The organism is Phenylobacterium sp., from assembly GCF_030698145.1.
GTDB lineage: Bacteria > Pseudomonadota > Alphaproteobacteria > Caulobacterales > Caulobacteraceae > Phenylobacterium.
This window is the reverse complement of sequence record NZ_JAUYNW010000061.1, coordinates 1-21323: the sequence shown is the minus strand read 5'-3', so window position 1 is coordinate 21323 and position 21323 is coordinate 1. Positions and strand designations below refer to the sequence as shown.

Here is a 21323-nt window from a genome sequence, read left to right as displayed (position 1 = left end):
GACCAGCGCCATCTACGGCATGCCGATCCTCGACGTGGAAAAGGCCCGCACCGTGCTGTTCGTGAAGCGCGGCATGTCCTCGGGCTACGCCGGCGTCGAGAACGAACTGTTCTTCCGCGACAACACCATGATGCTGTTCGGAGACGCCAAGAAGATGGTCGAGGGCATCCTCAAGGGCCTCTGACCCGCGACTAGCGCCAATGAGTGCGTAGGGCGCCGGTCAGCCAGAGAATTATTTGATCGACCTCGGCCTTTGCGCGCCCTTTCCGCTCCGCTTTCGCGACGTAGTGCGGATAGACGCTAGCGAAGCTGGTTGTGTAGATTCGGTGCTTCGTCACCATGACCCGATGTGCTTGGATTTGGCGTGCTGGAGCACGGTAAACACCTTTCGTCCTCCAGCGCAGGCCGGGGCGATCATGGAGCAACCGACGCCCGGGCTCCGGCTCGGCGGGCGGGGTGGCTTGCGCGCGCTTGACGGGCTAACTCCCTCACATGGCAAGAACCAAGCAAAGCCCTGAATTTGAGATCGAGGTCGGTGGGGAGCCTTATGTCTGGCGCCTTCAACGACAGCCCCAGTGGTCCAGCGACGCCGCGGAGTGGCGCGGCAAGGCGATCGCCGTCCGACACAAGGAGGGGCAGCGCGAAGCTGTGCTGGAGTTTCCGGCGGGCCCGCAACCCAAGTTCGGCGCGCCGCTACTGAAGGCCTCGCAGATCGCGCCGGAACTCGTGGCGAAAGCCATCGCATCCGCCATCGCGGCGGGATGGGCGCCGCTGTCCCGGGGCAAGACGGTCGCCATCGTCGTGGATGCGACTGGTGGCTGACGCGGCGGATGGCGCGCCTTCAACCGGTACCTCTTGCGGAGTCCGCTTTTCGCCCGTGAGCTAAGGTCTGGAGATGGCGCAAGGCGGAAATGGTTGCCTGACCATCCCGAATTTAGAAGTTCCGTCGCGCTCTGCTTCCGTGGTGCGGCGGAGCGTGTCCGTTGAGAGTGGGGAGAGCCCATCGTCGCTCGGCTGGCGGCCCTGAACCTGTCGTACGGAATCTACGACCTCTCGATGTCGCCCTCCCAGCGACTGCGGCGGGATCAACGGCTGGGTCTGTCGACCCCGCATCTCGAGTGGATGATCGAGCAGTTCACGCCGTCGCTGTCGCCGGAGGATCGGCGGCGACCCGAGGTCTCGCCGTTGTTCGCCCACCTGGGCGGGCTTCCGCCGGCGCTCTTCATCGTGGGCTCGGCGGACATCCTGCTCGACGACACGCTCTTCCTGGCGGCACGCTGGGCGAGTTGCGGCAACGCCGCGGACCTCGAGGTCCATCCTGAGGCGCCCCACGGATTCAATGCGCTGCCCACGGCGATTGCGATGGCCGCCAATCGCCGGATCGAGGCCTTCCTGGCCGCGCATTGCGCCGTCGACGCTCCAGGTCCCGCGACATAGACTGACCCCAGTGTCCGTGTGAGCTGGGGCGAAATGACGAGAGCCGCAAAACCTGTCACGGCCGACCCGCCGGTTGATGTCGATCCCCTGCGGCTGGAGCTGCAGCTCTGCTTTTCGCTCTATACCGCCAGCAGCCTGATGACGCGGCTCTATCGGCCCTTGCTGCAGCCGCTGGGCCTCACCTATCCCCAATACCTCGCCCTGCTGGCCCTTTGGGAGCGCTCGCCGCTGTCCCAAGGCGAGGTCGGCAAGCGGCTTCGCCTGGATTCAGGGACCCTGACACCGCTCTTCAAGCGACTGGAACGCGCGGGCCTGGTCAGCCGCCGGCGAGACCCGGAGGACGAGCGGCGCCTGATGATCGACCTGACCCCCAAGGGGCTCAGCCTGCGTCAGCAGGCCCTGACCGTACCTGGGGAGGCCTATTGTCGGCTGCAGCCGCCCACGCACGACCTGGGCGCGCTCAAGGCACGGCTGGACCGACTAATCGAAAGCTTGGAAGGCGCGGGCCTTGGACCTGAGGGCGCCTAGATGCCGGCGTACCACTGATAGCCGCGATCTTCCCAGTACCCGCCCTTGCCGCGTCCGAGCGCCGCGAAGCTGTCGATGGCTTCAACCCGCATGACATACTTGGCCATCTTGTAGCCCAGCTGGCGCTCCAGCCGCAGACGCACGGGCGCGCCGTGGGCCACCGGCAGCGGGCCGTCGTTCATCTCGTAGGCGAGCAACGTCTGGGGGTGAAAGGCGTCGACGACGTCGATGGTCTCATAGTAGTCGCCGGAGCCGTCGAAGGTCAGTTCGAGCGTGTCGGCGCAGAAGAACGCAATGAATCGCGCCTCGGGCTTGAGCCCCGCCCGGTCGAGCAAGGGCCCCAGCCGGGCGCCGCGCCACTTGCCGATGCTGCTCCAGCCTTCCACGCAGTCGTGGCGAGTGATCTGGGTGCGCGAGGGCGCTGCGCGCAGCTCGGCGAGGGACAGGCTGAGCGGCCGCTCGACCAGGCCGCCGATCTCAAGTCGCCAGTCTTCGAAGCCCCCGGCCAGATGCTGTTGGTAGGCCTCGTTCTCCGGATTGGTCGTGCCGTTGGCTCGGAAGTCGGCCGAAATCGCGGTCTCGGGATACTCGCGAGCCAGGGCCGTCCGGCCGACGAGGCTGCGTTGCGCCCGACGAGTGATGATTTCCCCGACCTCGAGCGCGGTGTTGACGCGAGGCTCCGAGGTCAGCCGATCGCAACCGGCGAGCGTAAGGCCCGCGGCGCTGGAGAGGGCGCCCGTCAACCAGGCGCGACGATGGGGTTGGAAAATGCTCATCGCCGATCCTTCCTGCCGATCACAAACCAGCCGGTCAGGATCGAGCGTAGTTCGTTCAGCGGGCCTGCCGCCAACACCATGGCGATATGCAGCACGAAGAACACCACCAGGCTCAGGGCCGTGAGGAAATGCAACGAGCGCGCCGTCTGCCGCCCCCCGAGGATCTCACTCAGGAAGGGAAGGCGAGCGTCCATGGCTGGCGACATGGCCAGCCCCGTCATCACCATCAACGGCAGGAGGCCGAAGATCACAGCCACATAGGCCAGCTTCTGCAGCACATTATAGGCCCGAGCGTCCTCGCCATGCGCGAACCTCAGGCGCATGTGATCGCCAATGGCGCGCCCAACGCCCTTCAGTTCGGCGATCCGCGGCAGGAGCACCTTTTGGAACCGGCCGCTCACAAGGCCCGGGAGGCCATAGATCGCGCCGTTGGCGACGAGCAGCCAGGCCATGAAGAAGTGCCATTGCCGGCCGGCGCCCAGGTCGTGTTGGGCGGGCAGGGTCAGCCAGCCGGGGAAGGCGATGGGTTGCAGCGCGCCTGACGGGTCGCGCGATGCCCCGAGCAGGCCGGTGGTGTCGAATTCCATCCCGCCCACCTGAAGGCGGCCGTGCAAATCGCCGGCCGCGTCCGTGGTCTGGGTGATAGCTGCGAACGGCCGGTCGAAGCGCGACGCCTCGCCCCAATAGAGGGCGGGGTGGGCATTGAGGATCTGCAGACCACTCAACAGCAGGGCCAGCAGGCACACGGCGTTCACCGCGTGGCTGATCCGGACCAGCAGCGGATGGCGATAGATGGCCACCCGCCCGTCCGGCAGCGGTCGATCGGCCTTCGTCATCAGCCTGCTTCCCCTCCCGCGATCACATCGGAGGCCGGGAGCCGCTTTGGCCGATAGCCACTGAGCTGGTGATCAGGCCGCCACCGGCCTTGGGCGCCGCCACGATGAACACCGCCGAGCCACGCTTCAGCAGGCTGCGGTCGCCGCCCGAGATCTGGACGATCGGCACGTTGCGCGGGATGACCACTTTACGCTGACCACCCGGATAGGCGACCTCCAGCTCGCGGCCATTCTTGCTCACGGTGATGTTTCCAACGGTGCCGTTGGTCATCATCGAGCCCTTCTTCTTGTCCCATGCGTAGTGGCCCTCGCCCATCTTAACGCCGGGCGGAAAGACATGGACCTCAAGTGAGCGGCCGACGCCGTCGGAAACCGGCATTTCGGCTGTGCCGATGAAGCTGCCCGGCTTGATGTCGGCGACGCCGATCGGCTTGGTGACGGAGACCCGCCAATCCTTGGACAGGTCGACAACCACGGGCTTGCCCCCCTTGGAGGTCACCGTGATCCGGTCGGGCTGTATCTGCGAGACGACCCCTCGAACCATCTGGGCCTGCTGCGCGGCGGCCGGCAGGGCGGCGAACACGGCCACGGCCACGACGAGGGAGAGCGAAAGTCGCTTCATCGGAAACTCCTGAATGGAGGAAATCCAATCACACACAATCATACGGTACACAATCAAAAAAGCGATCCAGGCTTGCCGGCGCCGTGGTCGTGCCGACTGGCCTGCGGCGGCTTAGACCTGGCGGCGACTTGGCCGCCCGGACCCACGCCGAACGGCTGGCGCCAGCGACGCAATGCAGGATGGAGAAGCAGGGTCGCTCGCCACACTCCGCCAGCGCAGACGATAGAATTCCAGATCGTTTGCGAAATCGAAATTGCGCATGAGCACCTATTCGACGTTCGCATAGTGCGTTGATCGCGAACGCGGGTCTTGTCACGGGGCTCGGGGGAATGCGGCCTATTAGGCCGTGATTCAGACCCCCGAGCATGCCGCCCGAGTGCTGGTGGAACTACATCGCGGACTGGCGTCGCTACGTCGCCGGCTGGCGGAGCGGGATGCGCAGGACGCGCAGTCGGCGGCTGAAGCTTCCTGACTTCGGCGCGATGGACGTCAGGCCTTCAGGAGTGCCGGGTCGATTGGGAGTTCGCGCAGTCGGACCCCCGTCGCGGCGAAAATCGCATTGGTGAGCGCCGGAATCACTGGGGGCAGGGCGGGTTCTCCGAGACCCGTGGGCGGGTTGTCGCTCTTGAGGAAATGAACCTCGACAGGCGCCGACTCGGACATCCGCAACAGGGGGTAGGTATCGAAGTTGCCGACCGCCGCCGCTCCGTTCTCGATCGTGACCTTCTGGTAGAGCGCCACCGAAATCCCATCGAGGACGGCGCCTTGCACCTGGTTGATCGCGCCCATGGGGTTGATGATCTGCCTGCCGATATCGCCGGCCACCCAGACCTTATCGACCTTGGGCGTGCCGTCGGCCGCGACGGTGACCTGAACCACCTCGGCGAAGTAGCCCAGGTGGCTGTAGTGGAAGGCCACGCCCATGCCGGTGCGCGTGGGCAGCCTTGACCGCGTCGTCCAGCCGGACTTCTCAGCCACGAGCTGGAGCACGCCCTTCATGCGAGCCCCGTCATAGGCCTGCGGGCCATCGCCGACCCTTCCCACGTCGCCGAGCAGCTTCAGACGGAAGGCCACGGGATCTGCGCCGGCCGCATGGGCAAGCTCGTCGATGAACGACTGGACGACGAAGGCGACGGCGTTCGCGATCGGCGCACGAAGCGGCCCGACCGGAACGCCCAGCGGCATGGAAGAGGTATCGAGCCGGAAGTTCGGCACGAAGCGCGCGGGGAATTCCGTCGGGTACATGCCCGTCAGCGCTGCGTACTGTCCGATCGCATCGAAGGTGACGAAGTGATCCTGCCAGGCGAGCAGGCCGCCAGCAGCGTCGAGGCCGCCCTCCAGGAAGTGGAACCCGGCCGGCCGATAGAAGTCGTGCTGCAGGTCGTCCTCGCGGCTCCAGATCAGCTGGACGGGCGCACCGGCTTCGCGCGCGATCCAGGCGGCCTCGACCATGAAGTCGTTGATCGCCTTGCGTCCGAACCCGCCGCCCGCGCGCGTGATATGAACCGTCACGTCTTCGGGGTTCAGGCCCAGGGTCTTGGCGACCAGTTGTCGGCCCGGCTCGGGAAACTGGGTTGGAGCCCAGAGCTCGAGCTTGCCGCCCTCGAACCGCGCGGTGCAGTTCTCCGGCTCGAGCGCCGCATGGGCCACAAAGGGGTAACTATAGGCCGCCTTGATCTTCTTCGCGGCCGAGCTCAGAGCGGCCGCCGCATCGCCGTCATTGCGCATCGTGCGCTGCGGAGTTCCAGCGTTCAGCTCCACGGCCCGCTTGGCGAAGCCGGCCGTGTTCTGGGCGCCGGTGGGATGGTCGGCCCACTGGATCTGCAGGGCGGCGCGCGCCTTCGTCGCCGTCCACCAGCTGTCGGCTACGATCGCCACGCCGGGCGAGAGCGCTTCCAGTACGGGCCCGCCCTCGACAACGAAGGCCTTACGCACCCCCTTGATGGCGCGGGCGGGCGCCAGATCGACCTGCGCCACCTTCGCCCCGAAGACGGGGGCCTTGGCATAGGTGGCGAACAGCATGCCGGGCACTCGGACATCGATCCCGAAGAGCGGCTTGCCCGTGACAATCTTAGGCGTGTCGTACTGCGCCACACCCCGGCCAATGATGCGGTAGTCCTTCGCATCCTTCAGGGGCACGGACTTCAGGTCCGGCGCCGCCAGTTGCGCCGCCTTCAACGCCAGCGAGCCATAGGTTGCGGTCTGCTTCGAAGGCGCATGGGTCACGACGCCGGCGTGCGTCACGCACTCGGACGCCGGTACGCCCCAACCGCTGGCCGCGGCCTGGACGATCATTGCGCGAGCGGCGGCCCCGACGCGGCGCAACGCCTCCCAGTTCAGGGTCGCCGCCATGCTTCCGCCGGTGATCTGTTGTCCGAAAGCCCGGGGGTCGTTCCCAGCCTGTTCGATGCGCACGTCCTTCCACGCCACGTCCAGTTCCTCGGCGATCAGCATGGGCAGCATGGTGCTGGCGCCTTGACCGATCTCCGGGTTCTTTGCGGCGATGGTGACGATGCCGTCGGCGCCTATTTGCACGAAGGCGTTCAGGGGTCCGGCGGCCGCGCGCGCGACGGCGCCCTGGGCGGTCGCGAAGAACAGAGTCAGGCCGCCGGCGGCGGCCCCCTTGATGAGTTCGCGTCGAGACGCGGCAGGCGTCCGCATGCTCATGCCTCCTGCCCCGAGGCGCGCTTGATCGCGGCGCGGATGCGGATGTAGGTGGCGCAGCGGCAAATGTTCCCGCTCATGGCGGAGTCGATATCGGCGTCGGTCGGCTTGGGTGTCGTCGCCAGAAGGGCGGTCGCGGACATGATCTGGCCGGGCTGGCAGTAGCCGCACTGGGCCACGTCCAGCGCGCTCCAGGCGGCCTGCACCTTCTTGCCGACAGGGTCGGCGCCGATCCCCTCGATGGTGACCACCTTGCCGGCGCCCACGCTCTCGACGGGCAGCGAGCAGGAGCGCACCGGCGCGCCGTCCACGTGCACCGTGCAGGCGCCGCACTGGCCGATCCCGCAGCCGTACTTGGGGCCAAGGATGCCGAGCGAGTCGCGCAGCACCCAGAGCAGCGGCGTGTCCCCATCCACATCGGCGGAGAGCGACTTGCCGTTCACGTTGAGCTTGAAGGCCATCAAGCGCCCTCCCCTGTCTGTTGAAAGGAATCCTAGAGGGTCGCGCGCGCACCCCGCAAGCGGAGGAATTCTAAGGGCGCCGCGTCTTGCTCGCCCGCGAGACCTCAGCCACCGCCGCGACGATTGCGTCGGGCTGGTCGAAGATCATCATGTGCGAGGTCTTGACCACCAGCCGCTGGTCGCCCCGTGTCGAGCGCGCCGCCACCTCCTGATGCAGACCAGCCCAGAAGGCGGCCAGCGTCGCGCGATAGGCCTCGGGCGCACCGGCATAGGTCCCCTCGGCGGTGAGCACGATCAGCGGCAGGTCGCCCAGCGATGTCCGGCCCTCCGCCACCTGTCGCGAGGTCGACGCCCACAGGCTGTCGGCCTCCGAGATCTGGGTGCGCCAGGTCGCCGGGTTCACTGCCTGGGCCATGCGCGCGGCCGCGGCCTCCGGCGACTGCCCCTCGCGGGGCTGCGGCGTGCAGGAGGCCAGGGCCGGCTCTTCCGACGGCAGGGCCTTGGCCTCGGCGCCCGCCAGGCAGCGGACGGCCTTGGAACGGATGCCCGCCAGACTGGCCGCGCCGGCGCCGAAGGCGGTGTTGAAGCGCTGTTCCTGGAACTCCACGGACGTGTCGACCAGCACCATGCCCACCACGTCGGCCGGGCGGCGGTCGGCGAACAGGCGGGCATAGAGCCCGCCGGCCGAATGACCCACCACCACGAACGGTCCCTTGATCCGCACCGCCCGCAGAGCCTCGTCGAGGTCGCGCGCGGTCGCGGCGCCGTCGCGGGGCGCGGGGCCCTCGTCGCTGAAGCCGTAGCCGGCGCGGTCGTAGGAACAGACCCGGTTGGTCGCCGCGATCTTCGGCTGCACCTTCCACCAGGCCAAGGAGCCCGCGGCGAAGCCGCTCTCCAGCAGCACCGTGGGGGCGCCCTTTCCCGAGCATCGCAGGTTCAGCCGACGCCCGTCGGCCAGGCGCACAAGCTGGCCGGGATAGGCCTCCGGATCGCGGGCTGGCGAGGCGGCTCGGCAGCCCGTCACCGCCAGGCTGGCGAGGCCGGCGACGAGGGCGAGGATCAGGCCTGGGCGCATCGGGTCATCCGGCGACGGTCGGGATTTCCAGAAGCGCGCGAAGGCCCTCGGGCTCGTAGCGAGGCTCCACCTTGCCGCCCTGGTTGCGCAGGGCCGCCTGCATCAGCCGCGTGCCGAAGCCCGACTTGTTGACCGGACCGGGCGGCGGGCCGCCGGTCTCGCGCCATTCGACCTGGGCCAGGCCGTCGGTAAGCTCCAGCGCCGAAACCGCCACGCGGCCTTCCGGGCGGCTCAGGGCCCCGTACTTGACCGCATTGGTCGCCAGCTCATGCAGCAGAAGGGCGGCGCCGATGCCGATCTCCGAGCTGAGCTCGACATCTTCGAGCCGCGGATCGAGGTCGAACCGGGTCAGGATAAAGGGTTCCAGCACCTTGCGCAGCAGGTCGGCCAGACCCAGGCGCCCGCCGCCCGCCTGGGTGATCAGGTCCTGAGAATGGGACATGGCGGTCAGCCGCGAGGTGAGCAGCTCCTCGTACTCCACCACTGTGGTGACGCCCCGCGCTGTCTGCTGCGCCAGGGCCGTCACGATGGCCAGGCCGTTCTTGGCGCGGTGGGCCATTTCGCGGGTCAGCAGGGCCTGTCGATCCTCGGCCCCGCGGCGCTCGGTGACGTCCAGCGAGGTGCCGACCACCAGGGGCGACCCGCTCGTTCCGTAGACCACCCGGGCATGGGCCAGGATCCAGCGGATCTGCCCGTCGGGCGCGACGGCGCGGTACTCCATGGAGAAGTCGCCGCCCTCGGGCCGGTCGCGCGCCGTGCGGTAGGCCTGGCGGATATGCTCGCGGTCGTCCGGATGCACCGCGGCCATGTAGCGCGTGATGTCGATAGGCGCCTCGGATGGCAGGCCGAACAGCGCCTTGTTTCGATCCGACCAGATCAGCCGGTCGCCGCCGGGCTCCCACCGCCAGAAGCCGAGGCCGGTGGCCTCCACGGCCAGCGCCAGGTGGTTGCGCTGTTCCTCCAGCGCCAGTTCGCCGCGCTTGCGTTCGGTGATGTCGATCTGGATCCCGTCCCACAGGATCGAACCGTCCGGCCACGGAACAGCGCGGCGAGCGGACGCGATCCGGTTCCAGCGGGTCTCGCCATTGGCGAGGTTGAAGGCCAGCTCGACATCGAACGACCCGCCGGCCTGGGAGGCCTCGGTCTCGGCCTGGGTCAAGCGCTCCCGATACTCAGGCGCGATCAGGTTGTAGAGGGCTTTGGGATCGACCATGGCGTCGGCGGCGCTGACGCCGTTCAGGGCCTGGCAGCTCTCGGACACGAAGATGAAACGTCGGTTCGCGCCGCCCGGCGCCACCAGCACCTGGAACGCCATGCCCAACGACATGGTGTCGGCCAGCGCCCGGAACGGCGGATCGGCCATGACAGGCGAAGTCGCGGAAGTCCCCAACCCAAACACTCTCTCGACGCCCGCCCCCCGGGGCCTGGGCCAACCTTAGGCGCACAGCACCTCGCCGTAACAGCAATTGTGGCCGAATGGTTGCGCGCCCTTAACGCGAACCGGCGGCCATCATGATCTTGTCGGAGGATGGGCGGCCGGCCAGTCCTTCGGCGGGCGCCACAGTGATGCGCATCTCCGAACCGTGCAGCACGGCCGACGGCTTGCGCCCCTCCACCAGCTTCACCTTCGACAGCTTGGCGAGCAGGCCCCTGGCGTCGGGGCGGCGCGACATCCGCACGACGGCCTCGGCGGCCACCATGGCGGCGTCAGCCACCACGGCGGAGGACGCGGGCGAGGCGTCGGCCTCGAAGGGGATCAGCCGGCGCGCGGCGCGGGTGGCCTTGGCGCTGGCCTGGGCCAGGCGCTCGAGCAGGGCCTGCGGCCCCATCGACGGCAGGCGCAGGGTCGGGCCGCCGCCAGACAGCGCCGCGGGCGAACCGCCGGGCCGCTCGGGGGTGAAAATGGTCAGCCCGCCCAGACGCGTGGCGCGCAGCATCGGCTCGCCCAGGTCGTTCTTGTAGATCACGTCGCCGCGCGGCGCGGGCTGGGGATGCAGAGCCCAGACCTCGGGACTGTCGTCGAACTTCAGGAAGGCGCGGGGCTGGCTGCGGTCCAGGACGAAGCCGTCGCCGTCCTGGCTGACATAGCGCGCCACCGGCGGGCTCGTGCTGCGCCCCGGGGAAGGACGCGCGCCGAACAGGCCCTCGCGCAACACCTCGGGCCCGGCCAGTGCGGGTGAGGCGCACGCAAGACTTCCCGCCGCGGCGAGCGCCGCGACGAAGAAGGGCAGGTACGCATGCGCCGGTCGTTCGCTCGCCATCACCGGAAGCAGATGCTCCGCGACTGCGGCTCTTTTTGGACTAGGACCGCCAAGCTTTAGCCCGCCATGTACTGGCCGCCGTTGAGCGAGAGGGTCGAGCCGGTCACATAGCCCGCGTGCTCGCCGGCCAGGAAGGCCACCATGTCGGCGATCTCCTCGCCCTTGCCCAGGCGTCCCACCGGGATCTGGGCGATGATGCTGGCCAGCACGTTCTCGGGCACCGCCTGCACCATCTCGGTGTCGATATAGCCGGGCGCGATGCAGTTGACGGTGACGCCCTTGCGGGCGTTTTCCAGGGCCAGGGCCTTGGTGAAGCCGATGACGCCGGCTTTGGCGGCCGAGTAGTTGGTCTGGCCCATCTGGCCCTTCTGGCCGTTGATCGACGAGATGTTGATGATCCGGCCCCAGGAGCGCTCACGCATGCCCTCGATCACGTGCCGGGTCATGTTGAACACCGAGTCCATATTGACCCGGACCACATCGGACCACTGTTCGGGGGACATCTTGTGGAACACGCCGTCGCGAGTGATGCCGGCGTTGTTGACCAGGATGTCGATAGGGCCGAGTTCGGCCATCACCACGTTCACCGCGCGCTCGCAGTCCTCGAAGTTGCCGACATTGCCCTTCACCACCATGACGCCCAGTTCCTTGGCGCACGCGGCGGCGGCTTCCTCGTTGCCGGAATAGCCGGCGGCGACCTTCATGCCGTCGGCCTTGAGCCGTTCGCAGATCGCCCTGCCGATGCCGCGTGTTCCGCCCGTGACGAACGCCACTCTGGCCATAGTCGCCTCCCGCTTTCAAAAATCGACGTCGGTTGTCCGGGGCTCAGGTCAAATCGCTTCGACGCACATGGCCACGCCCATGCCACCGCCGACACACAACGTCGCCAGGCCCTTCTTGGCTCCCGAACGCTTCATCTCGTGGACCAGCGTGGTGAGGATGCGCGCGCCCGAGGCGCCGATGGGGTGGCCGATGGCGATGGCGCCGCCGTTCACGTTCACTTTCGCGGGATCGAGGCCCAGGTCGCGCACCACGCAGATCGACTGGGCGGCGAAGGCTTCGTTGGACTCGATGAGGTCCAGGTCGCCGATCGCCCAGCCCGCCTTTTCCAGCGCCTTGCGGCTGGCGGGGATGGGCCCGGTGCCCATGATCGCGGGATCGACCCCGGCCGAGGCCCAGGAGGCGATGCGGGCCAGCGGCGTCAGTCCGCGCTTCTTGGCCTCGTCGGCGCTCATCAGCACCAGGGCCGCGGCGCCGTCATTGAGACCCGAGGCGTTGGCCGCGGTGACGGAGCCTTCCTTGTTGAACGCCGGGCGCAGGCCCGAGACGCTGTCCAGGGTGGCGCCGTGGCGGATGTATTCGTCCTGGTCGACGACGGTGTCGCCCTTGCGGCCCTTGATGGTGACCGGCGCGATCTCGCCGGCGAACTTGCCGGCCTTCTGGGCGGCCTCGGCCTTGTTCTGGCTGGCGACCGCGAACTGGTCCTGGTCCTCGCGGGTGATCTGCCAGCGCGCGGCGATGTTCTCGGCCGTCTGACCCATGTGGTAGCCGTGGAAGGCGTCGATCAGCCCGTCCTTGGTCATGGTGTCGGTGAACGACATGTCGCCCATCTTGACGCCGTTGCGCAGGTGGGCGGCGTGCGGCGCCTGGCTCATGCTCTCCTGGCCGCCGGCGATCACGATGTCGACCGAGCCGTCGGCGATCTGCTGGGCGCCGAGCGCCACCGCGCGCAGGCCCGAGCCGCAGAGTTGGTTCAGGCTCCAGGCCGGGCTCTCGACCGGGATCCCGGCGTTGATCGCCGCCTGGCGGGCGGGGCCCTGGCCGGTGCCGGCCTGCAGCACCTGACCCATGATGACCTCGTCCACGTCGGCCGCCGCGACGCCGGCGCGGGCAAGCGCGGCCTGGATGGCGATCTTGCCGAGTTCATGGGCGGGCAGGCTGGAAAGCGCCCCATTGAACGATCCGACCGGCGTGCGGGCGGCCGAGACGATGACGACGTCGGTCATGGGGAGGCTCCTTCTGGATAAGCTGTTCTATCTATCGATAAACGCCGGATATTGGGCAAGGGGGTGAAATCGTTCGCCTGATTGGAGCGGCCGCTTTCCGAACGCCCTCGCATCCGCGATACTGCGGTGCAAGAGTGCGGCGCGCCTCGCGGGGAGGAAGCCCGGCAAAGGGTTTGATATGGTCGACACCCAAGGTGGGAAGGCCGACGACACACGCGTCGTCATCAAGAAATATGCGAACCGGCGGCTCTACAACACCGCCTCATCCTCGTACGTCACGCTCGACCACCTATCGGAGATGGTGAAGCAGGGCGTCGACTTCGCCGTCTTCGACGCCAAGACCGGCGAGGAGATCACCCGGACGGTCCTGACCCAGATCATCTTCGAGGAAGAGGGCCGCGACGGGCAGAACCTGTTGCCCATCCAGTTCCTCCGCCAGCTGATCGGGTTCTACGGCAACTCCATGCAGGCCTTCCTGCCGAGCTATCTGGAACTGTCCCTGGCCACCTTCGCCGAACAGCAGGAACGTTTGCGCACCCAGTTCTCGGCCCTGCCGATAGGCACGGGCATGGGCGCCTATGACGAGACCATCCGTCAGAACCTGGCCATGTTCGACCGCGCGATGAAGATGTTCTCGCCGTTCGCCTACGCCCGGGGCGACGAGCCGCCCGCCGCGGCGCCGTCCAAGGCCGACGCCCCGCCGCCGGCGGCCGACGAGACCCTGAACGTGCTGAAGAAGCAGATGGAAGAAATGCAGGCCCAGATCGAGAAGCTGGCAAAACGCTAGCTTAACCTGGACCCCCTAGACTTGCGGTCGTCATGAGCTCGCCGATCGATCCCATTCGCCGAAGCAACCTGGTGCGCCGCGCCCAGCGGCCGTACGCGGCCGACCGCGAGGAGGCCCAGGATGTCGAGGACCGCAGTGTCCCGGCCATCTACGATCCCGCCCCGACCTCGCCGCCCCGCGGGTCGGCCGAGGGGGCCTCGACCTTCAACGCCCATCTGATGGGCCAGGACGGCCAGAAGCGCGGCCTGCGCGGCGGCCCCGAGACCCTGGGCGCGGCCCGCAGCGTCTACACCAAGACCGAGTGGTCCGGCCCCGCCGACCGCCGCGCCCGCAAGGGCGGCGTGACCAAGACCGAGATCTGATAGGGTCCTTCCCATGAAGGGATTCGTCGCCGTCTGACGCCGCGCCTAGCGGACGTCGCCTGACAGGGTCGAAGCGAGCCGGACCTCGTCCGCCCGCGCAAGACGCTCGACCTGCGCGAACTCTGAGGACTCCATCATGAATCTTGTCATTCGGCAGGCCGAACGGCCCGCCGACGCCTACATGCCCATCTGGGCGCCGCTCCTCGCCTTCAACCAGAAGACCGTGGGCGACGCAGAGGGCGAACCCTTCGCCCTGACCATCACCGCGCACGGCGACGACGCCGTGCTGGGCGGCCTCTGGGGCCTCTCGCTCTGGGGGTCGTTCTACATTGGCCTAGTCGTCGCGCCCGAGGGCGCGCGCGGCCAAGGCCTCGGTACCGACCTGATGATCCTGGCGGAAGCCGAGGCGGCCCGCCGCGGATGCCGCCACATGTGGCTGGACACCTACGCCTTCCAGGCGCGGCCGTTCTACGAACGACTGGGCTTTGCGGTGTTCGGCCAGATCGACGGCCCGGCGCCGATGTTCCCGCGCGTCTTCATGGGCAAGGACCTGCCCGTCTAGCGCCCCTTCAGCCGGGCCAGCTCCGCCTCCAGGCTCGCGACCCGCTTCTCCAGGGCTGCGAGCCGTCCGGCCAGGTCCTCCTGGCCGGGCACCGGGGTGGAGACCCCCGCGTTGAGGGCCACCTCGGCCGCCGGGACGCCCAGCAGGTCGGCGAAAATGCCCACCTCCTCGGCGGAAAGTTCCCTCTGGTCCTTGAAGGCGAGCGCCAGGTCGGCCTCGCTCATGCCGGTGGCGGCGGCCATGACCCGCCGCGTCAGGCCGCGCTCCGCCAGTTTCGCCTCGAACCAGGCGGCGTCGAAGAACAGCGCCATCAGCCCCGCCCGTCCTGGCGCCGGTCTTGCTTAACCACAGGTGAATCCCGCCTGGACCGGACGTTTCATGCTCGCGCTCGCCATCCGCTTCCTCGACGTCGCCGTGGTCACCCTGATCTTCTCGGCGCTCACCTAGAGCAAAATCCGATCCGATTGGATCGGATTTTGCTCAGGCCTCTTTGAATTTAGACCATTTTCTTCGCCGAACCGGCGGCCACTTCGGCGGAAAATGGTCTAGTCCTGATCGACGCCGAAGCCGACGTCGCGGCGGGCGGTGACGATGGTGACGATGAAGCCAGCCAGCACGTCGAGCAGCACCATCAGGGTCAGCAGGAAGAAGGTCGAGGTCGCGAAGGCCGGGGCCAGCAGGAACTCCACCAGGCAGCCCACGAACAGCAGCATCGACAGGGCGTGGTTGACGATCGCCGTCCGCCGGCTGGTGGTGGATTTCAGCAGTTCGATGAACAGCACGATCAGGCCCGACGCCATCAGGATGTCGCCGAGGTTCACAGGCCACTCGACCTTGGAGGTCATGGCGATGCCGAACAGCGGCTCGGCCATGCGGATGTCGGCCTCGACCGACGAGAACCCGCCGGGCAACATCAGTGCGATCAGATTGTAGGCGAGCACCGGCAGCACCAGCAGCGGCAAGGCGGCGAACATCGGTCATCCCTCCCCGATTGGGACAGATGTGAAATTCCGCTGTTTCGCCCGGCGCGGCAAGCCGGCGCTAGAGCTCTTCCACCACTCCGGGCAGGCGGGCCCGCGACTGCAGCCACATGACGCCCAGCAGGTCCGACAGCGAGGCCCAGAGCCTGCCCAGATTGGTGTATTTCGACACCCCCGTCTGGCGGTGGCGGTGGTTCACCGGCCGGAAGTCCACCTGGTAGCCCTCGCGCATCATCAGGGCGGGCAGGTAGCGGTGGATGTGGTCGAAATAGGGAAGCCGCAGGAAGGCCTCGCGGCGGAAGGCCTTGAGCCCGCAGCCGGTGTCGTTGGCGGTGTCCTTCAGGAGCCGCTTGCGCACCCCGTTGCCGAACTTCGAGGCGAGCTTCTTGGCCTGGCTGTCCTGGCGCTTGACCCGCTCGCCGCCCACCAGGACCAGATCGGCCGGTCCGGACATCAAGGCGTCGACCAGCTGCGGACCATCGGCAGGGTCGTTCTGGCCGTCGCCGTCCAGGGTGACCACGATGTCGCCGCGGGCCGCCAGGATCCCGGTGCGGATCGACCGGCTCTGACCGGAATTGGACGTGTGGGTCAGGACCCGAAGCTGCGGGATCGAGGGCTTGAGCGCCAGCAGCGCCGCGCGGGTGGCGTCGCGGCTGCGGTCGTCGACGAAGACGATCTCGAAGCTGCGGCCGGCGAAGGCGGCGGCGATCTCGCGGGCGAGTTCCGGGGCCGCGCCCTCCTCGTCGAAGACGGGGACGACGACGGAGATATCGGGCTTGGTGTCGACCATGTCTCTCCATAGCGGAAAAGTCGGCGCGCGAAAGGATCGTGCTATCAACGCGGGCATGAGTCTCGAAGCCTTTCTTCAGCGGTATGGCGCCGGCTGGCGGGGTCCGGCCCTCGCGGCCCTGATCGCCCTGCTGGCGGGCCTGCCCGGCGTCTTCGCCATGCCGCCGCTGGATCGCGACGAGAGCCGCTTCGCCCAGGCCACCGCCCAGATGCTGGAGACCGGCGACTTCGTGGTGATCCGCTTCCAGGACCAGCCGCGCTTCAAGAAGCCGGTGGGCATCCATTGGCTGCAGGCTGGCAGCGTGGCCCTGTTCTCCCAGGCCGAGGCGCGCGACATCTGGGCCTACCGCCTGCCCTCGCTGCTGGGCGCCATGCTGGCGGCGGCGGCCTGCGCCTGGGGGGCGGGCGTCTTCTTCGGGGGACCGACGGGCCTGCTGGCGGGCGCGATCCTGGGCTCGACCTTCCTGCTCTCCACCGAGGCCTTCATCGCCAAGACCGACGCGGTGCTGGCCGGAACCACGACGCTCGCCATGGCGGCCCTGGCGCGGATCTACGCGGCCAGCCGTGAGGGCGGAAAAGCCGGGCGCCTGACCCGTCTGCTGTTCTGGCTGGGCCTCTCAGGCTCGATCCTGGTCAAGGGACCGGTCGGGCTGATGGTGGTGATCCTGACCGCGATCTCGCTCAGCCTGTGGGACCGAAAATGGCGGTGGCTGCGCGACCTGGGCTGGGTCTGGGGCCTGATCATCCTGGCCGCCGTCGTCGGGCCCTGGGCCGGGGCGGTGACCGTGGCCACCGACGGGACCTTCTGGACCACCGCCTTCGGGGCCGACCTCGCGCCCAAGCTGGTGGGCGGCCAGGAGAGCCACGGCGCGCCGCCCGGCTACCACACGCTGCTGACGCCGCTGCTGATCTTTCCGGGCGCCCTGCTGCTGCCGGCCGCGCTGGCGCTCGGCTGGCGCCATCGCGACGAGCCCGGCGTGCGCTTCGCGCTCTGCTGGCTGGTCCCGGCCTGGATCGTGTTCGAGGCCACCCCCACCAAGCTGGTGCACTACACCCTGCCGACCTATGGGGCCCTGGCCTGGCTGATGGCCGCCGCCGTGCTGCGCGCGCCGCTGGGCGCGGTGGTCCGCTGGACCGGGATCGGGTTGTCGCTGTTCGCGGGCGGCGTGCTGGCGGCCGGCGTGCTCTATCTGCTGAGCCTCTATGGGGACCGGTCCGACCTGATCGCCGCCTTCCTCACCGCCCTGCTGCTAGCCGGCGCCGGGTGCGTCGGCGCCTATCTGCTGTGGCGCGGCCAGGCCCTGAAGGGGCTCGCCGCGGCCCTGGTGCTGACCATCCTCGGCCACGCGGCCTTCGCCGCGGCCTTCGCCCCTCGCCTGGAGCCGCTCTGGCTGTCGCAGCGCACCGAGCGGGCCCTGTCCCGGGCCAGGCTCGCCCCCCGCCAGGGCTTCGCGCCCGCGCCGGTGGCCGTGGCCGGCTACGCCGAGCCCAGCCTGGTCTTCGCGCTCGGCACCCCCACTGACCTCGGCGGCGTCGAGGACGCGGTGGACGCGCTGGAGGAACGTCGCCCCGCGGTGATCGAGGGCCGCGAACAGGCCGCCTTCGAGGCCGCCATGAAAGCCCGCGGGGTCAAGGCCCGGGAAATCGGCAAGATCGAGGGCCTGGACTATTCCAACGGCGACGAGACGTCTTTACGGCTCTATGCCCCGACCCCATCTGAGATCCCATGAGCCGCTTTATCGAGATCGTCGAGGTTGGCCCGCGCGACGGGCTGCAGAACGAGTCCACGGTGCTCGACACCGACCAGAAGCTCGACTTCATCGCCCGCCTAGACGCCGCCGGCGCCAAGCGGATGGAGGTGGTGTCCTTCGTCAATGCCAAGCGCGTGCCGCAGATGGCCGGCGCCGAGGAGGTCATGGCCGGGATGGCCGCCGAACCCGCCCTCTCGCGCATCGGCCTGGTGCTGAACATGCGCGGCTGGGAGCGTGCGGTGGCCGCCGCCTGCGACGAGGCCAATGTGGTGGTCTGCTGCTCAGACGGCTTCGGCATCCGCAACCAGGGCGCCTCGGTGGCCGAGCAGATCGCCGCCATGCACGCGATCGCTCAGCGCAAGGCCGCCGAGGGCGGCCCGCCGATCTCGGTCACCTTCTCCACCGCCTTCGGCTGCCCGTTCGACGGGGAGGTGCCGCAGGACCAGGTGGTGGCCCTGGCCGCCGAGGCCGCCGCCGCCAAGGTCGACGAGATCGCGCTCGCCGACACCATCGGCGTGGCCGACCCCTGGATGGTCCGCGCCCGGGTCGAGGCGGTGCGCAAGGTCACCGGCGACATCCCGCTGCGCCTGCATTTCCACGACACCCGCAACACGGGCCTGGCCAACGCCTATGCCGGCGTCGAGGCCGGGGTGACCATCCTGGACGCCAGTTGCGGCGGCCTCGGCGGCTGCCCCTTCGCCCCGGAAGCCACCGGCAATATCGGCACCGAGGACCTGGTCTACATGCTGGAGCGGGCGGGGTTCGAGACCACCTACGACCTCGGCAAGCTGATCGAAACCGCCAAGTGGATGTCGGGGATCCTGGGCAAGCCGCCTGCCGCGTCCGTCAGCCGCGCGGGCGTGTTCCCGCAGTAGCCGACGCTGGTTAGGCCGCCCGCCCCCGGAAGCGCCACATCACCGGCCGGACCACCGCCGTGCAGACGATCAGCGGCGAGAGCGCCCAGGCCGTCAGCTGCTCGGTGATCCCCTCCGCGCGCTTGCGGAAATAGCGGGCCAGGCCGACGCCCTTGTGGAACTCCACCTTCAGCGGGCTGGCGTGGCTGGTGTGGCCCAGGTGGATCACCTCGGCCTTGGGCTGGAACAGCACCTCGCCGCCCGCCTGGCGGACCCGCCAGCACAGGTCGACGTCCTCGACGTGCAGGAAATAACCCTCGTCGAAGCCCTTCAGGGCGACGAAGTCCTCGCGGCGCATGCAGAAGCATGCGCCAGAAATGGTCGGCACCGCGGCCACGGCGTCCGGCGCGGCCTCGTTTTCCCAGTGCACCTCGTAGCGGCGCCAGGCCGGCACGTGCTGGGCGAGGTGGGAGAGGCTGAGCAGCGCGCTGGTCAGGGTGATGTCGCCGCGCCGCGCGCCGCGCTGTTCGGTGCGGTCGGCGTTCAGCACCCGGCCGCCGACGATGCAGGGCGCCTTGCGGCCCTCCACGGCGCGCACCAGCTCGGCGATGGCGCCGGGCTGCAGGAAGGCGTCGGGATTGAGGAACACCAGCACATCGCCGTGCGCCTTCGTGGCTCCCAGGTTGGCGCCGCGGGCGAAGCCGACATTGCCGTGACCGGCCACCAGATGGACCCGGCCGTCGCGTTCGGCCAGACCCTTGAGGCGCGCGGCCTCAATGCGGGTCGAGCCGTTGTCGACGACCACCAGCTCATCGACCAGCGGGTCGGCCAGGACGCAATGCAGGCTCTGCTCCAGGGCCTCGCCGGTCATGAAGACGACCATCACGACCGACACCTTGCGGCGGGGCTTCAGGAAGTCCTGCGTCGGCGAGGGTTCGTAGGCGACGATCGGTGCGGCGATGCCGTTCATCCAGCCTCCCTGGCCCCGACCGCGCCGCGAGCCGCAGCGGTCTGGCCCATGGCGTACCGAGCAACATCAGGCGCGTCGGCTTCCATGGCAAGCGTCTTCACGGCCTGCGCCAGGTCCAGAATCTGCTGCCCATCCGATCCCAGGCGCCGCAATGCCACCTTGCCCTCCTCGGCCTCGCGCCGCCCGACGACGGCTATCACCGGCGTCTTCGCAAGGCTATGCTCACGCACCTTGTAGTTGATCTTTTCGTTCCGCAGGTCGGTTTCCACGCGCAGCCCCGCGGCGCTCAATTCTTGAGCCACCTGCATGGCATAATCATTGGCGTCTGACGTAATTGTGGCGACGACCACCTGGGTGGGTGCCAGCCACAGCGGGAACGATCCCGCATAGTTCTCGATCACCACGCCCATGAACCGCTCCATGGACCCGCAGATCGCCCGGTGCAGCATCACTGGCCGTTGCTTGGAGCCGTCCTCCGCGATGTATTCGGCCTCCAACCGCTCGGGCAGCACGAAGTCGAGCTGCAGCGTGCCGCACTGCCAGGTCCGGCCAATGGCGTCGCGCAGGTGGAACTCCAGCTTCGGGCCGTAGAAGGCGCCTTCGCCGGGCAGGCGTTCGATCGGCATGTTGATCGCATGGCGCGCAGCGCGGTCCAGCTTCTCTTCGGCGATGTCCCAGACCTCGTCGGAGCCGGCGCGCAGGTCGGGCCGCAGGGCCAGCTTCACGCTGTGCAGCTCCAGGCCGAAGTCGGCGTAGACCGAGTTCAGCAGGCGGACGAACTTCGTCGTCTCCTCCTCGATCTGCTCCTCGCGGCAGAAGATGTGGGCGTCGTCCTGGGTGAAGGCGCGCAGGCGCATGATCCCGTGCAGGGCCCCGGAGGGCTCGTAGCGGTGGCACGCGCCGAACTCCGCCATCCGCAGCGGTAGGTCGCGATAGGATTTCTGGCCGAAGTTGAAAATCTGCACGTGTCCCGGACAGTTCATCGGTTTAACGGCCAGCTCTTCGCCTTCCGTCGTTTCACACGTGAACATCGCCGCGCCGAACTTCTCCCAGTGGCCGGACTTCTCCCACAGGCCGCGGTCCATGATCTGGGGGGCCTTGACCTCCACATAGCCGTCGGCGTCCAGGCGGCGGCGCATATAGGCCTCCACCGTGCGGTAGAAGGTCCAGCCCTTGGGGTGCCAGAAGATCATCCCCTTGGCCTCTTCCTGCAGGTGGAAGAGGTCCATGGCCCGGCCGATCTTGCGGTGATCGCGCTTCTCGGCCTCCTCCAGGCGATGGAGATAGGCCTCCAGGTCGGCCTCGCTGGCCCAGGCCGTGCCGTAGATCCGCTGGAGCTGGGCGTTGCGGTGGTCGCCGCGCCAATAGGCGCCGGCCAGCTTGGTCAGCTTGAAGGCCTTGCCCACGTGCTTCGTCGAGGGCAGGTGCGGGCCCAGGCACAGGTCCTTCCACTGGCCCTGCCGATAGACGCTGATCTCCTCGCCGGCCGGCAGGTCGGAGATGATCTCGGCCTTGTAGGCCTCGCCGATCTCCTTGAAGTGCTTGATGGCCTCGTCGCGGTCCCAGACCTCGCGCACGATCTTCTCGTCGCGGTCGACGATC

Annotated in this window: 25 protein-coding genes; 9 read left to right on the top strand and 16 right to left on the bottom strand. The window is 68.5% G+C overall.

Features of this window, described 5'->3' with window-relative positions; all coding sequences use genetic code 11:
• On the top strand, positions 1-184 hold a 184-nt coding region (locus Q8Q77_RS08965; protein WP_305583229.1), incomplete at its 5' end, for an NAD(P)(+) transhydrogenase (Re/Si-specific) subunit beta.
• A 7-nt stretch (positions 185-191) separates the two neighbouring features.
• Here Q8Q77_RS08965 and Q8Q77_RS08960 read toward each other — a convergent pair.
• Positions 192-341: a DUF2200 family protein gene (locus Q8Q77_RS08960; RefSeq protein ID WP_371130434.1), complete on the bottom strand. Its 150-nt coding sequence runs from the start codon at positions 339-341 to the stop codon at positions 192-194.
• A 151-nt stretch (positions 342-492) separates the two neighbouring features.
• On the opposite strand from Q8Q77_RS08960, the gene Q8Q77_RS08955 reads away from it, so the two are divergent.
• The 3 genes from Q8Q77_RS08955 to Q8Q77_RS08945 all read left to right on the top strand — a co-directional run bounded on the left by Q8Q77_RS08955 (position 493) and on the right by Q8Q77_RS08945 (position 1965).
• The gene (locus Q8Q77_RS08955; protein ID WP_305583228.1) at positions 493-822 is read left to right on the top strand and encodes a hypothetical protein; all 330 of its coding nucleotides are present in this window, start codon (positions 493-495) and stop codon (positions 820-822) included.
• 180 nt (positions 823-1002) lie between these two features.
• Complete coding sequence (locus tag Q8Q77_RS08950; protein ID WP_371130435.1) at positions 1003-1437, top strand: alpha/beta hydrolase fold domain-containing protein; 435 nt, start codon at positions 1003-1005, stop codon at positions 1435-1437.
• A 33-nt stretch (positions 1438-1470) separates the two neighbouring features.
• On the top strand, positions 1471-1965 hold the full coding sequence (locus Q8Q77_RS08945) for a MarR family winged helix-turn-helix transcriptional regulator (protein ID WP_305583227.1): 495 nt from the start codon (positions 1471-1473) through the stop codon (positions 1963-1965).
• On the opposite strand, the gene Q8Q77_RS08940 is transcribed toward Q8Q77_RS08945, so the two are convergent.
• From Q8Q77_RS08940 to Q8Q77_RS08895, 10 genes are all read right to left on the bottom strand, one after another.
• Entirely contained in the window at positions 1962-2741 is a 780-nt protein-coding gene (locus tag Q8Q77_RS08940) for a molybdopterin-binding protein (protein ID WP_305583226.1), read from the bottom strand. The two genes, Q8Q77_RS08945 and Q8Q77_RS08940, sit on opposite strands and share 4 nt — an antisense overlap.
• Positions 2738-3577 (bottom strand): cytochrome b/b6 domain-containing protein, encoded by an 840-nt coding sequence (locus Q8Q77_RS08935; protein WP_305583225.1) that lies wholly within the window; start codon positions 3575-3577, stop codon positions 2738-2740. Before Q8Q77_RS08935 ends, Q8Q77_RS08940 begins: the two co-directional genes overlap by 4 nt.
• A gap of 22 nt (positions 3578-3599) precedes the next feature.
• Positions 3600-4199: a hypothetical protein gene (locus Q8Q77_RS08930; RefSeq protein ID WP_305583224.1), complete on the bottom strand. Its 600-nt coding sequence runs from the start codon at positions 4197-4199 to the stop codon at positions 3600-3602.
• Between the two features lie 489 nt (positions 4200-4688).
• A complete protein-coding gene (locus Q8Q77_RS08925) occupies positions 4689-6860 on the bottom strand; it encodes a xanthine dehydrogenase family protein molybdopterin-binding subunit (protein WP_305583223.1) in 2172 nt (723 codons plus the stop codon).
• Between the two features lie 2 nt (positions 6861-6862).
• Positions 6863-7324: a (2Fe-2S)-binding protein gene (locus Q8Q77_RS08920; protein WP_305583222.1), complete on the bottom strand. Its 462-nt coding sequence runs from the start codon at positions 7322-7324 to the stop codon at positions 6863-6865.
• 70 nt (positions 7325-7394) lie between these two features.
• Positions 7395-8399, bottom strand: coding sequence for an alpha/beta fold hydrolase (locus Q8Q77_RS08915; RefSeq protein ID WP_305583221.1), 1005 nt, complete (start codon positions 8397-8399; stop codon positions 7395-7397).
• Between the two features lie 4 nt (positions 8400-8403).
• A complete protein-coding gene (locus Q8Q77_RS08910) occupies positions 8404-9762 on the bottom strand; it encodes a sensor histidine kinase (RefSeq protein ID WP_305583220.1) in 1359 nt (452 codons plus the stop codon).
• A 127-nt stretch (positions 9763-9889) separates the two neighbouring features.
• Positions 9890-10660 (bottom strand): DUF4908 domain-containing protein, encoded by a 771-nt coding sequence (locus Q8Q77_RS08905; protein ID WP_305583219.1) that lies wholly within the window; start codon positions 10658-10660, stop codon positions 9890-9892.
• Positions 10661-10716: 56 nt separating this feature from the next.
• Positions 10717-11442: a beta-ketoacyl-ACP reductase gene (locus tag Q8Q77_RS08900; protein WP_305583218.1), complete on the bottom strand. Its 726-nt coding sequence runs from the start codon at positions 11440-11442 to the stop codon at positions 10717-10719.
• 48 nt (positions 11443-11490) lie between these two features.
• A complete protein-coding gene (locus tag Q8Q77_RS08895) occupies positions 11491-12666 on the bottom strand; it encodes an acetyl-CoA C-acetyltransferase (RefSeq protein ID WP_305583217.1) in 1176 nt (391 codons plus the stop codon).
• Positions 12667-12844: 178 nt separating this feature from the next.
• Here Q8Q77_RS08895 and phaR point away from each other — a divergent pair, with 178 nt between their 5' ends.
• From phaR to Q8Q77_RS08880, 3 genes are all read left to right on the top strand, one after another.
• Positions 12845-13453, top strand: a complete 609-nt coding sequence (phaR, locus tag Q8Q77_RS08890) for a polyhydroxyalkanoate synthesis repressor PhaR (RefSeq protein WP_305583216.1) — start codon at positions 12845-12847, stop codon at positions 13451-13453.
• Positions 13454-13485: 32 nt separating this feature from the next.
• On the top strand, positions 13486-13815 hold the full coding sequence (locus Q8Q77_RS08885; RefSeq protein WP_305583215.1) for a hypothetical protein: 330 nt from the start codon (positions 13486-13488) through the stop codon (positions 13813-13815).
• 136 nt (positions 13816-13951) lie between these two features.
• On the top strand, positions 13952-14377 hold the full coding sequence (locus Q8Q77_RS08880) for an N-acetyltransferase (protein ID WP_305583214.1): 426 nt from the start codon (positions 13952-13954) through the stop codon (positions 14375-14377).
• Here Q8Q77_RS08880 and Q8Q77_RS08875 read toward each other — a convergent pair.
• The 3 genes from Q8Q77_RS08875 to Q8Q77_RS08865 all read right to left on the bottom strand — a co-directional run bounded on the left by Q8Q77_RS08875 (position 14374) and on the right by Q8Q77_RS08865 (position 16147).
• Positions 14374-14688 (bottom strand): DNA-binding protein, encoded by a 315-nt coding sequence (locus Q8Q77_RS08875; protein ID WP_305583213.1) that lies wholly within the window; start codon positions 14686-14688, stop codon positions 14374-14376. The genes Q8Q77_RS08880 and Q8Q77_RS08875 overlap by 4 nt on opposite strands.
• Positions 14689-14922: 234 nt before the next feature.
• Positions 14923-15351 carry a hypothetical protein gene (locus Q8Q77_RS08870; protein ID WP_305583212.1) on the bottom strand — a complete coding sequence of 143 codons (429 nt, stop codon included), beginning with the start codon at positions 15349-15351 and terminating at the stop codon, positions 14923-14925.
• Between the two features lie 67 nt (positions 15352-15418).
• Entirely contained in the window at positions 15419-16147 is a 729-nt protein-coding gene (locus Q8Q77_RS08865; protein WP_305583211.1) for a glycosyltransferase family 2 protein, read from the bottom strand.
• Between the two features lie 55 nt (positions 16148-16202).
• Between Q8Q77_RS08865 and Q8Q77_RS08860 the strand changes: the two genes are divergently transcribed.
• Positions 16203-17876 carry a glycosyltransferase family 39 protein gene (locus Q8Q77_RS08860; protein WP_305583210.1) on the top strand — a complete coding sequence of 558 codons (1674 nt, stop codon included), beginning with the start codon at positions 16203-16205 and terminating at the stop codon, positions 17874-17876.
• Positions 17873-18772: a hydroxymethylglutaryl-CoA lyase gene (locus Q8Q77_RS08855; RefSeq protein WP_305583209.1), complete on the top strand. Its 900-nt coding sequence runs from the start codon at positions 17873-17875 to the stop codon at positions 18770-18772. Before Q8Q77_RS08860 ends, Q8Q77_RS08855 begins: the two co-directional genes overlap by 4 nt.
• 10 nt (positions 18773-18782) lie before the next feature.
• Here the strand turns inward: Q8Q77_RS08855 and Q8Q77_RS08850 are convergent, their stop codons facing one another.
• Together Q8Q77_RS08850 and thrS are read right to left on the bottom strand one after the other, a co-directional pair.
• Positions 18783-19721: a glycosyltransferase family 2 protein gene (locus tag Q8Q77_RS08850; RefSeq protein ID WP_305583208.1), complete on the bottom strand. Its 939-nt coding sequence runs from the start codon at positions 19719-19721 to the stop codon at positions 18783-18785.
• A partial coding sequence (gene thrS, locus Q8Q77_RS08845; protein WP_305583207.1) for a threonine--tRNA ligase occupies positions 19718-21323 on the bottom strand: 1606 nt, incomplete at its 5' end. The genes thrS and Q8Q77_RS08850, both read right to left, overlap by 4 nt.

Coding starts and splice junctions, on each gene's coding strand:
- Q8Q77_RS08960 (WP_371130434.1), bottom strand. CDS start 341: ATGGTGACGAAGCACCGAATCTACACAACCAGCTTCGCTAGCGTCTAT.
- Q8Q77_RS08955 (WP_305583228.1), top strand. CDS start 493: ATGGCAAGAACCAAGCAAAGCCCTGAATTTGAGATCGAGGTCGGTGGG.
- Q8Q77_RS08945 (WP_305583227.1), top strand. CDS start 1,471: ATGACGAGAGCCGCAAAACCTGTCACGGCCGACCCGCCGGTTGATGTC.
- Q8Q77_RS08940 (WP_305583226.1), bottom strand. CDS start 2,741: ATGAGCATTTTCCAACCCCATCGTCGCGCCTGGTTGACGGGCGCCCTC.
- Q8Q77_RS08935 (WP_305583225.1), bottom strand. CDS start 3,577: ATGACGAAGGCCGATCGACCGCTGCCGGACGGGCGGGTGGCCATCTAT.
- Q8Q77_RS08930 (WP_305583224.1), bottom strand. CDS start 4,199: ATGAAGCGACTTTCGCTCTCCCTCGTCGTGGCCGTGGCCGTGTTCGCC.
- Q8Q77_RS08925 (WP_305583223.1), bottom strand. CDS start 6,860: ATGCGGACGCCTGCCGCGTCTCGACGCGAACTCATCAAGGGGGCCGCC.
- Q8Q77_RS08920 (WP_305583222.1), bottom strand. CDS start 7,324: ATGGCCTTCAAGCTCAACGTGAACGGCAAGTCGCTCTCCGCCGATGTG.
- Q8Q77_RS08915 (WP_305583221.1), bottom strand. CDS start 8,399: ATGCGCCCAGGCCTGATCCTCGCCCTCGTCGCCGGCCTCGCCAGCCTG.
- Q8Q77_RS08910 (WP_305583220.1), bottom strand. CDS start 9,762: ATGGCCGATCCGCCGTTCCGGGCGCTGGCCGACACCATGTCGTTGGGC.
- Q8Q77_RS08905 (WP_305583219.1), bottom strand. CDS start 10,660: ATGGCGAGCGAACGACCGGCGCATGCGTACCTGCCCTTCTTCGTCGCG.
- Q8Q77_RS08900 (WP_305583218.1), bottom strand. CDS start 11,442: ATGGCCAGAGTGGCGTTCGTCACGGGCGGAACACGCGGCATCGGCAGG.
- Q8Q77_RS08895 (WP_305583217.1), bottom strand. CDS start 12,666: ATGACCGACGTCGTCATCGTCTCGGCCGCCCGCACGCCGGTCGGATCG.
- phaR (WP_305583216.1), top strand. CDS start 12,845: ATGGTCGACACCCAAGGTGGGAAGGCCGACGACACACGCGTCGTCATC.
- Q8Q77_RS08885 (WP_305583215.1), top strand. CDS start 13,486: ATGAGCTCGCCGATCGATCCCATTCGCCGAAGCAACCTGGTGCGCCGC.
- Q8Q77_RS08880 (WP_305583214.1), top strand. CDS start 13,952: ATGAATCTTGTCATTCGGCAGGCCGAACGGCCCGCCGACGCCTACATG.
- Q8Q77_RS08875 (WP_305583213.1), bottom strand. CDS start 14,688: ATGGCGCTGTTCTTCGACGCCGCCTGGTTCGAGGCGAAACTGGCGGAG.
- Q8Q77_RS08870 (WP_305583212.1), bottom strand. CDS start 15,351: ATGTTCGCCGCCTTGCCGCTGCTGGTGCTGCCGGTGCTCGCCTACAAT.
- Q8Q77_RS08865 (WP_305583211.1), bottom strand. CDS start 16,147: ATGGTCGACACCAAGCCCGATATCTCCGTCGTCGTCCCCGTCTTCGAC.
- Q8Q77_RS08860 (WP_305583210.1), top strand. CDS start 16,203: ATGAGTCTCGAAGCCTTTCTTCAGCGGTATGGCGCCGGCTGGCGGGGT.
- Q8Q77_RS08855 (WP_305583209.1), top strand. CDS start 17,873: ATGAGCCGCTTTATCGAGATCGTCGAGGTTGGCCCGCGCGACGGGCTG.
- Q8Q77_RS08850 (WP_305583208.1), bottom strand. CDS start 19,721: ATGAACGGCATCGCCGCACCGATCGTCGCCTACGAACCCTCGCCGACG.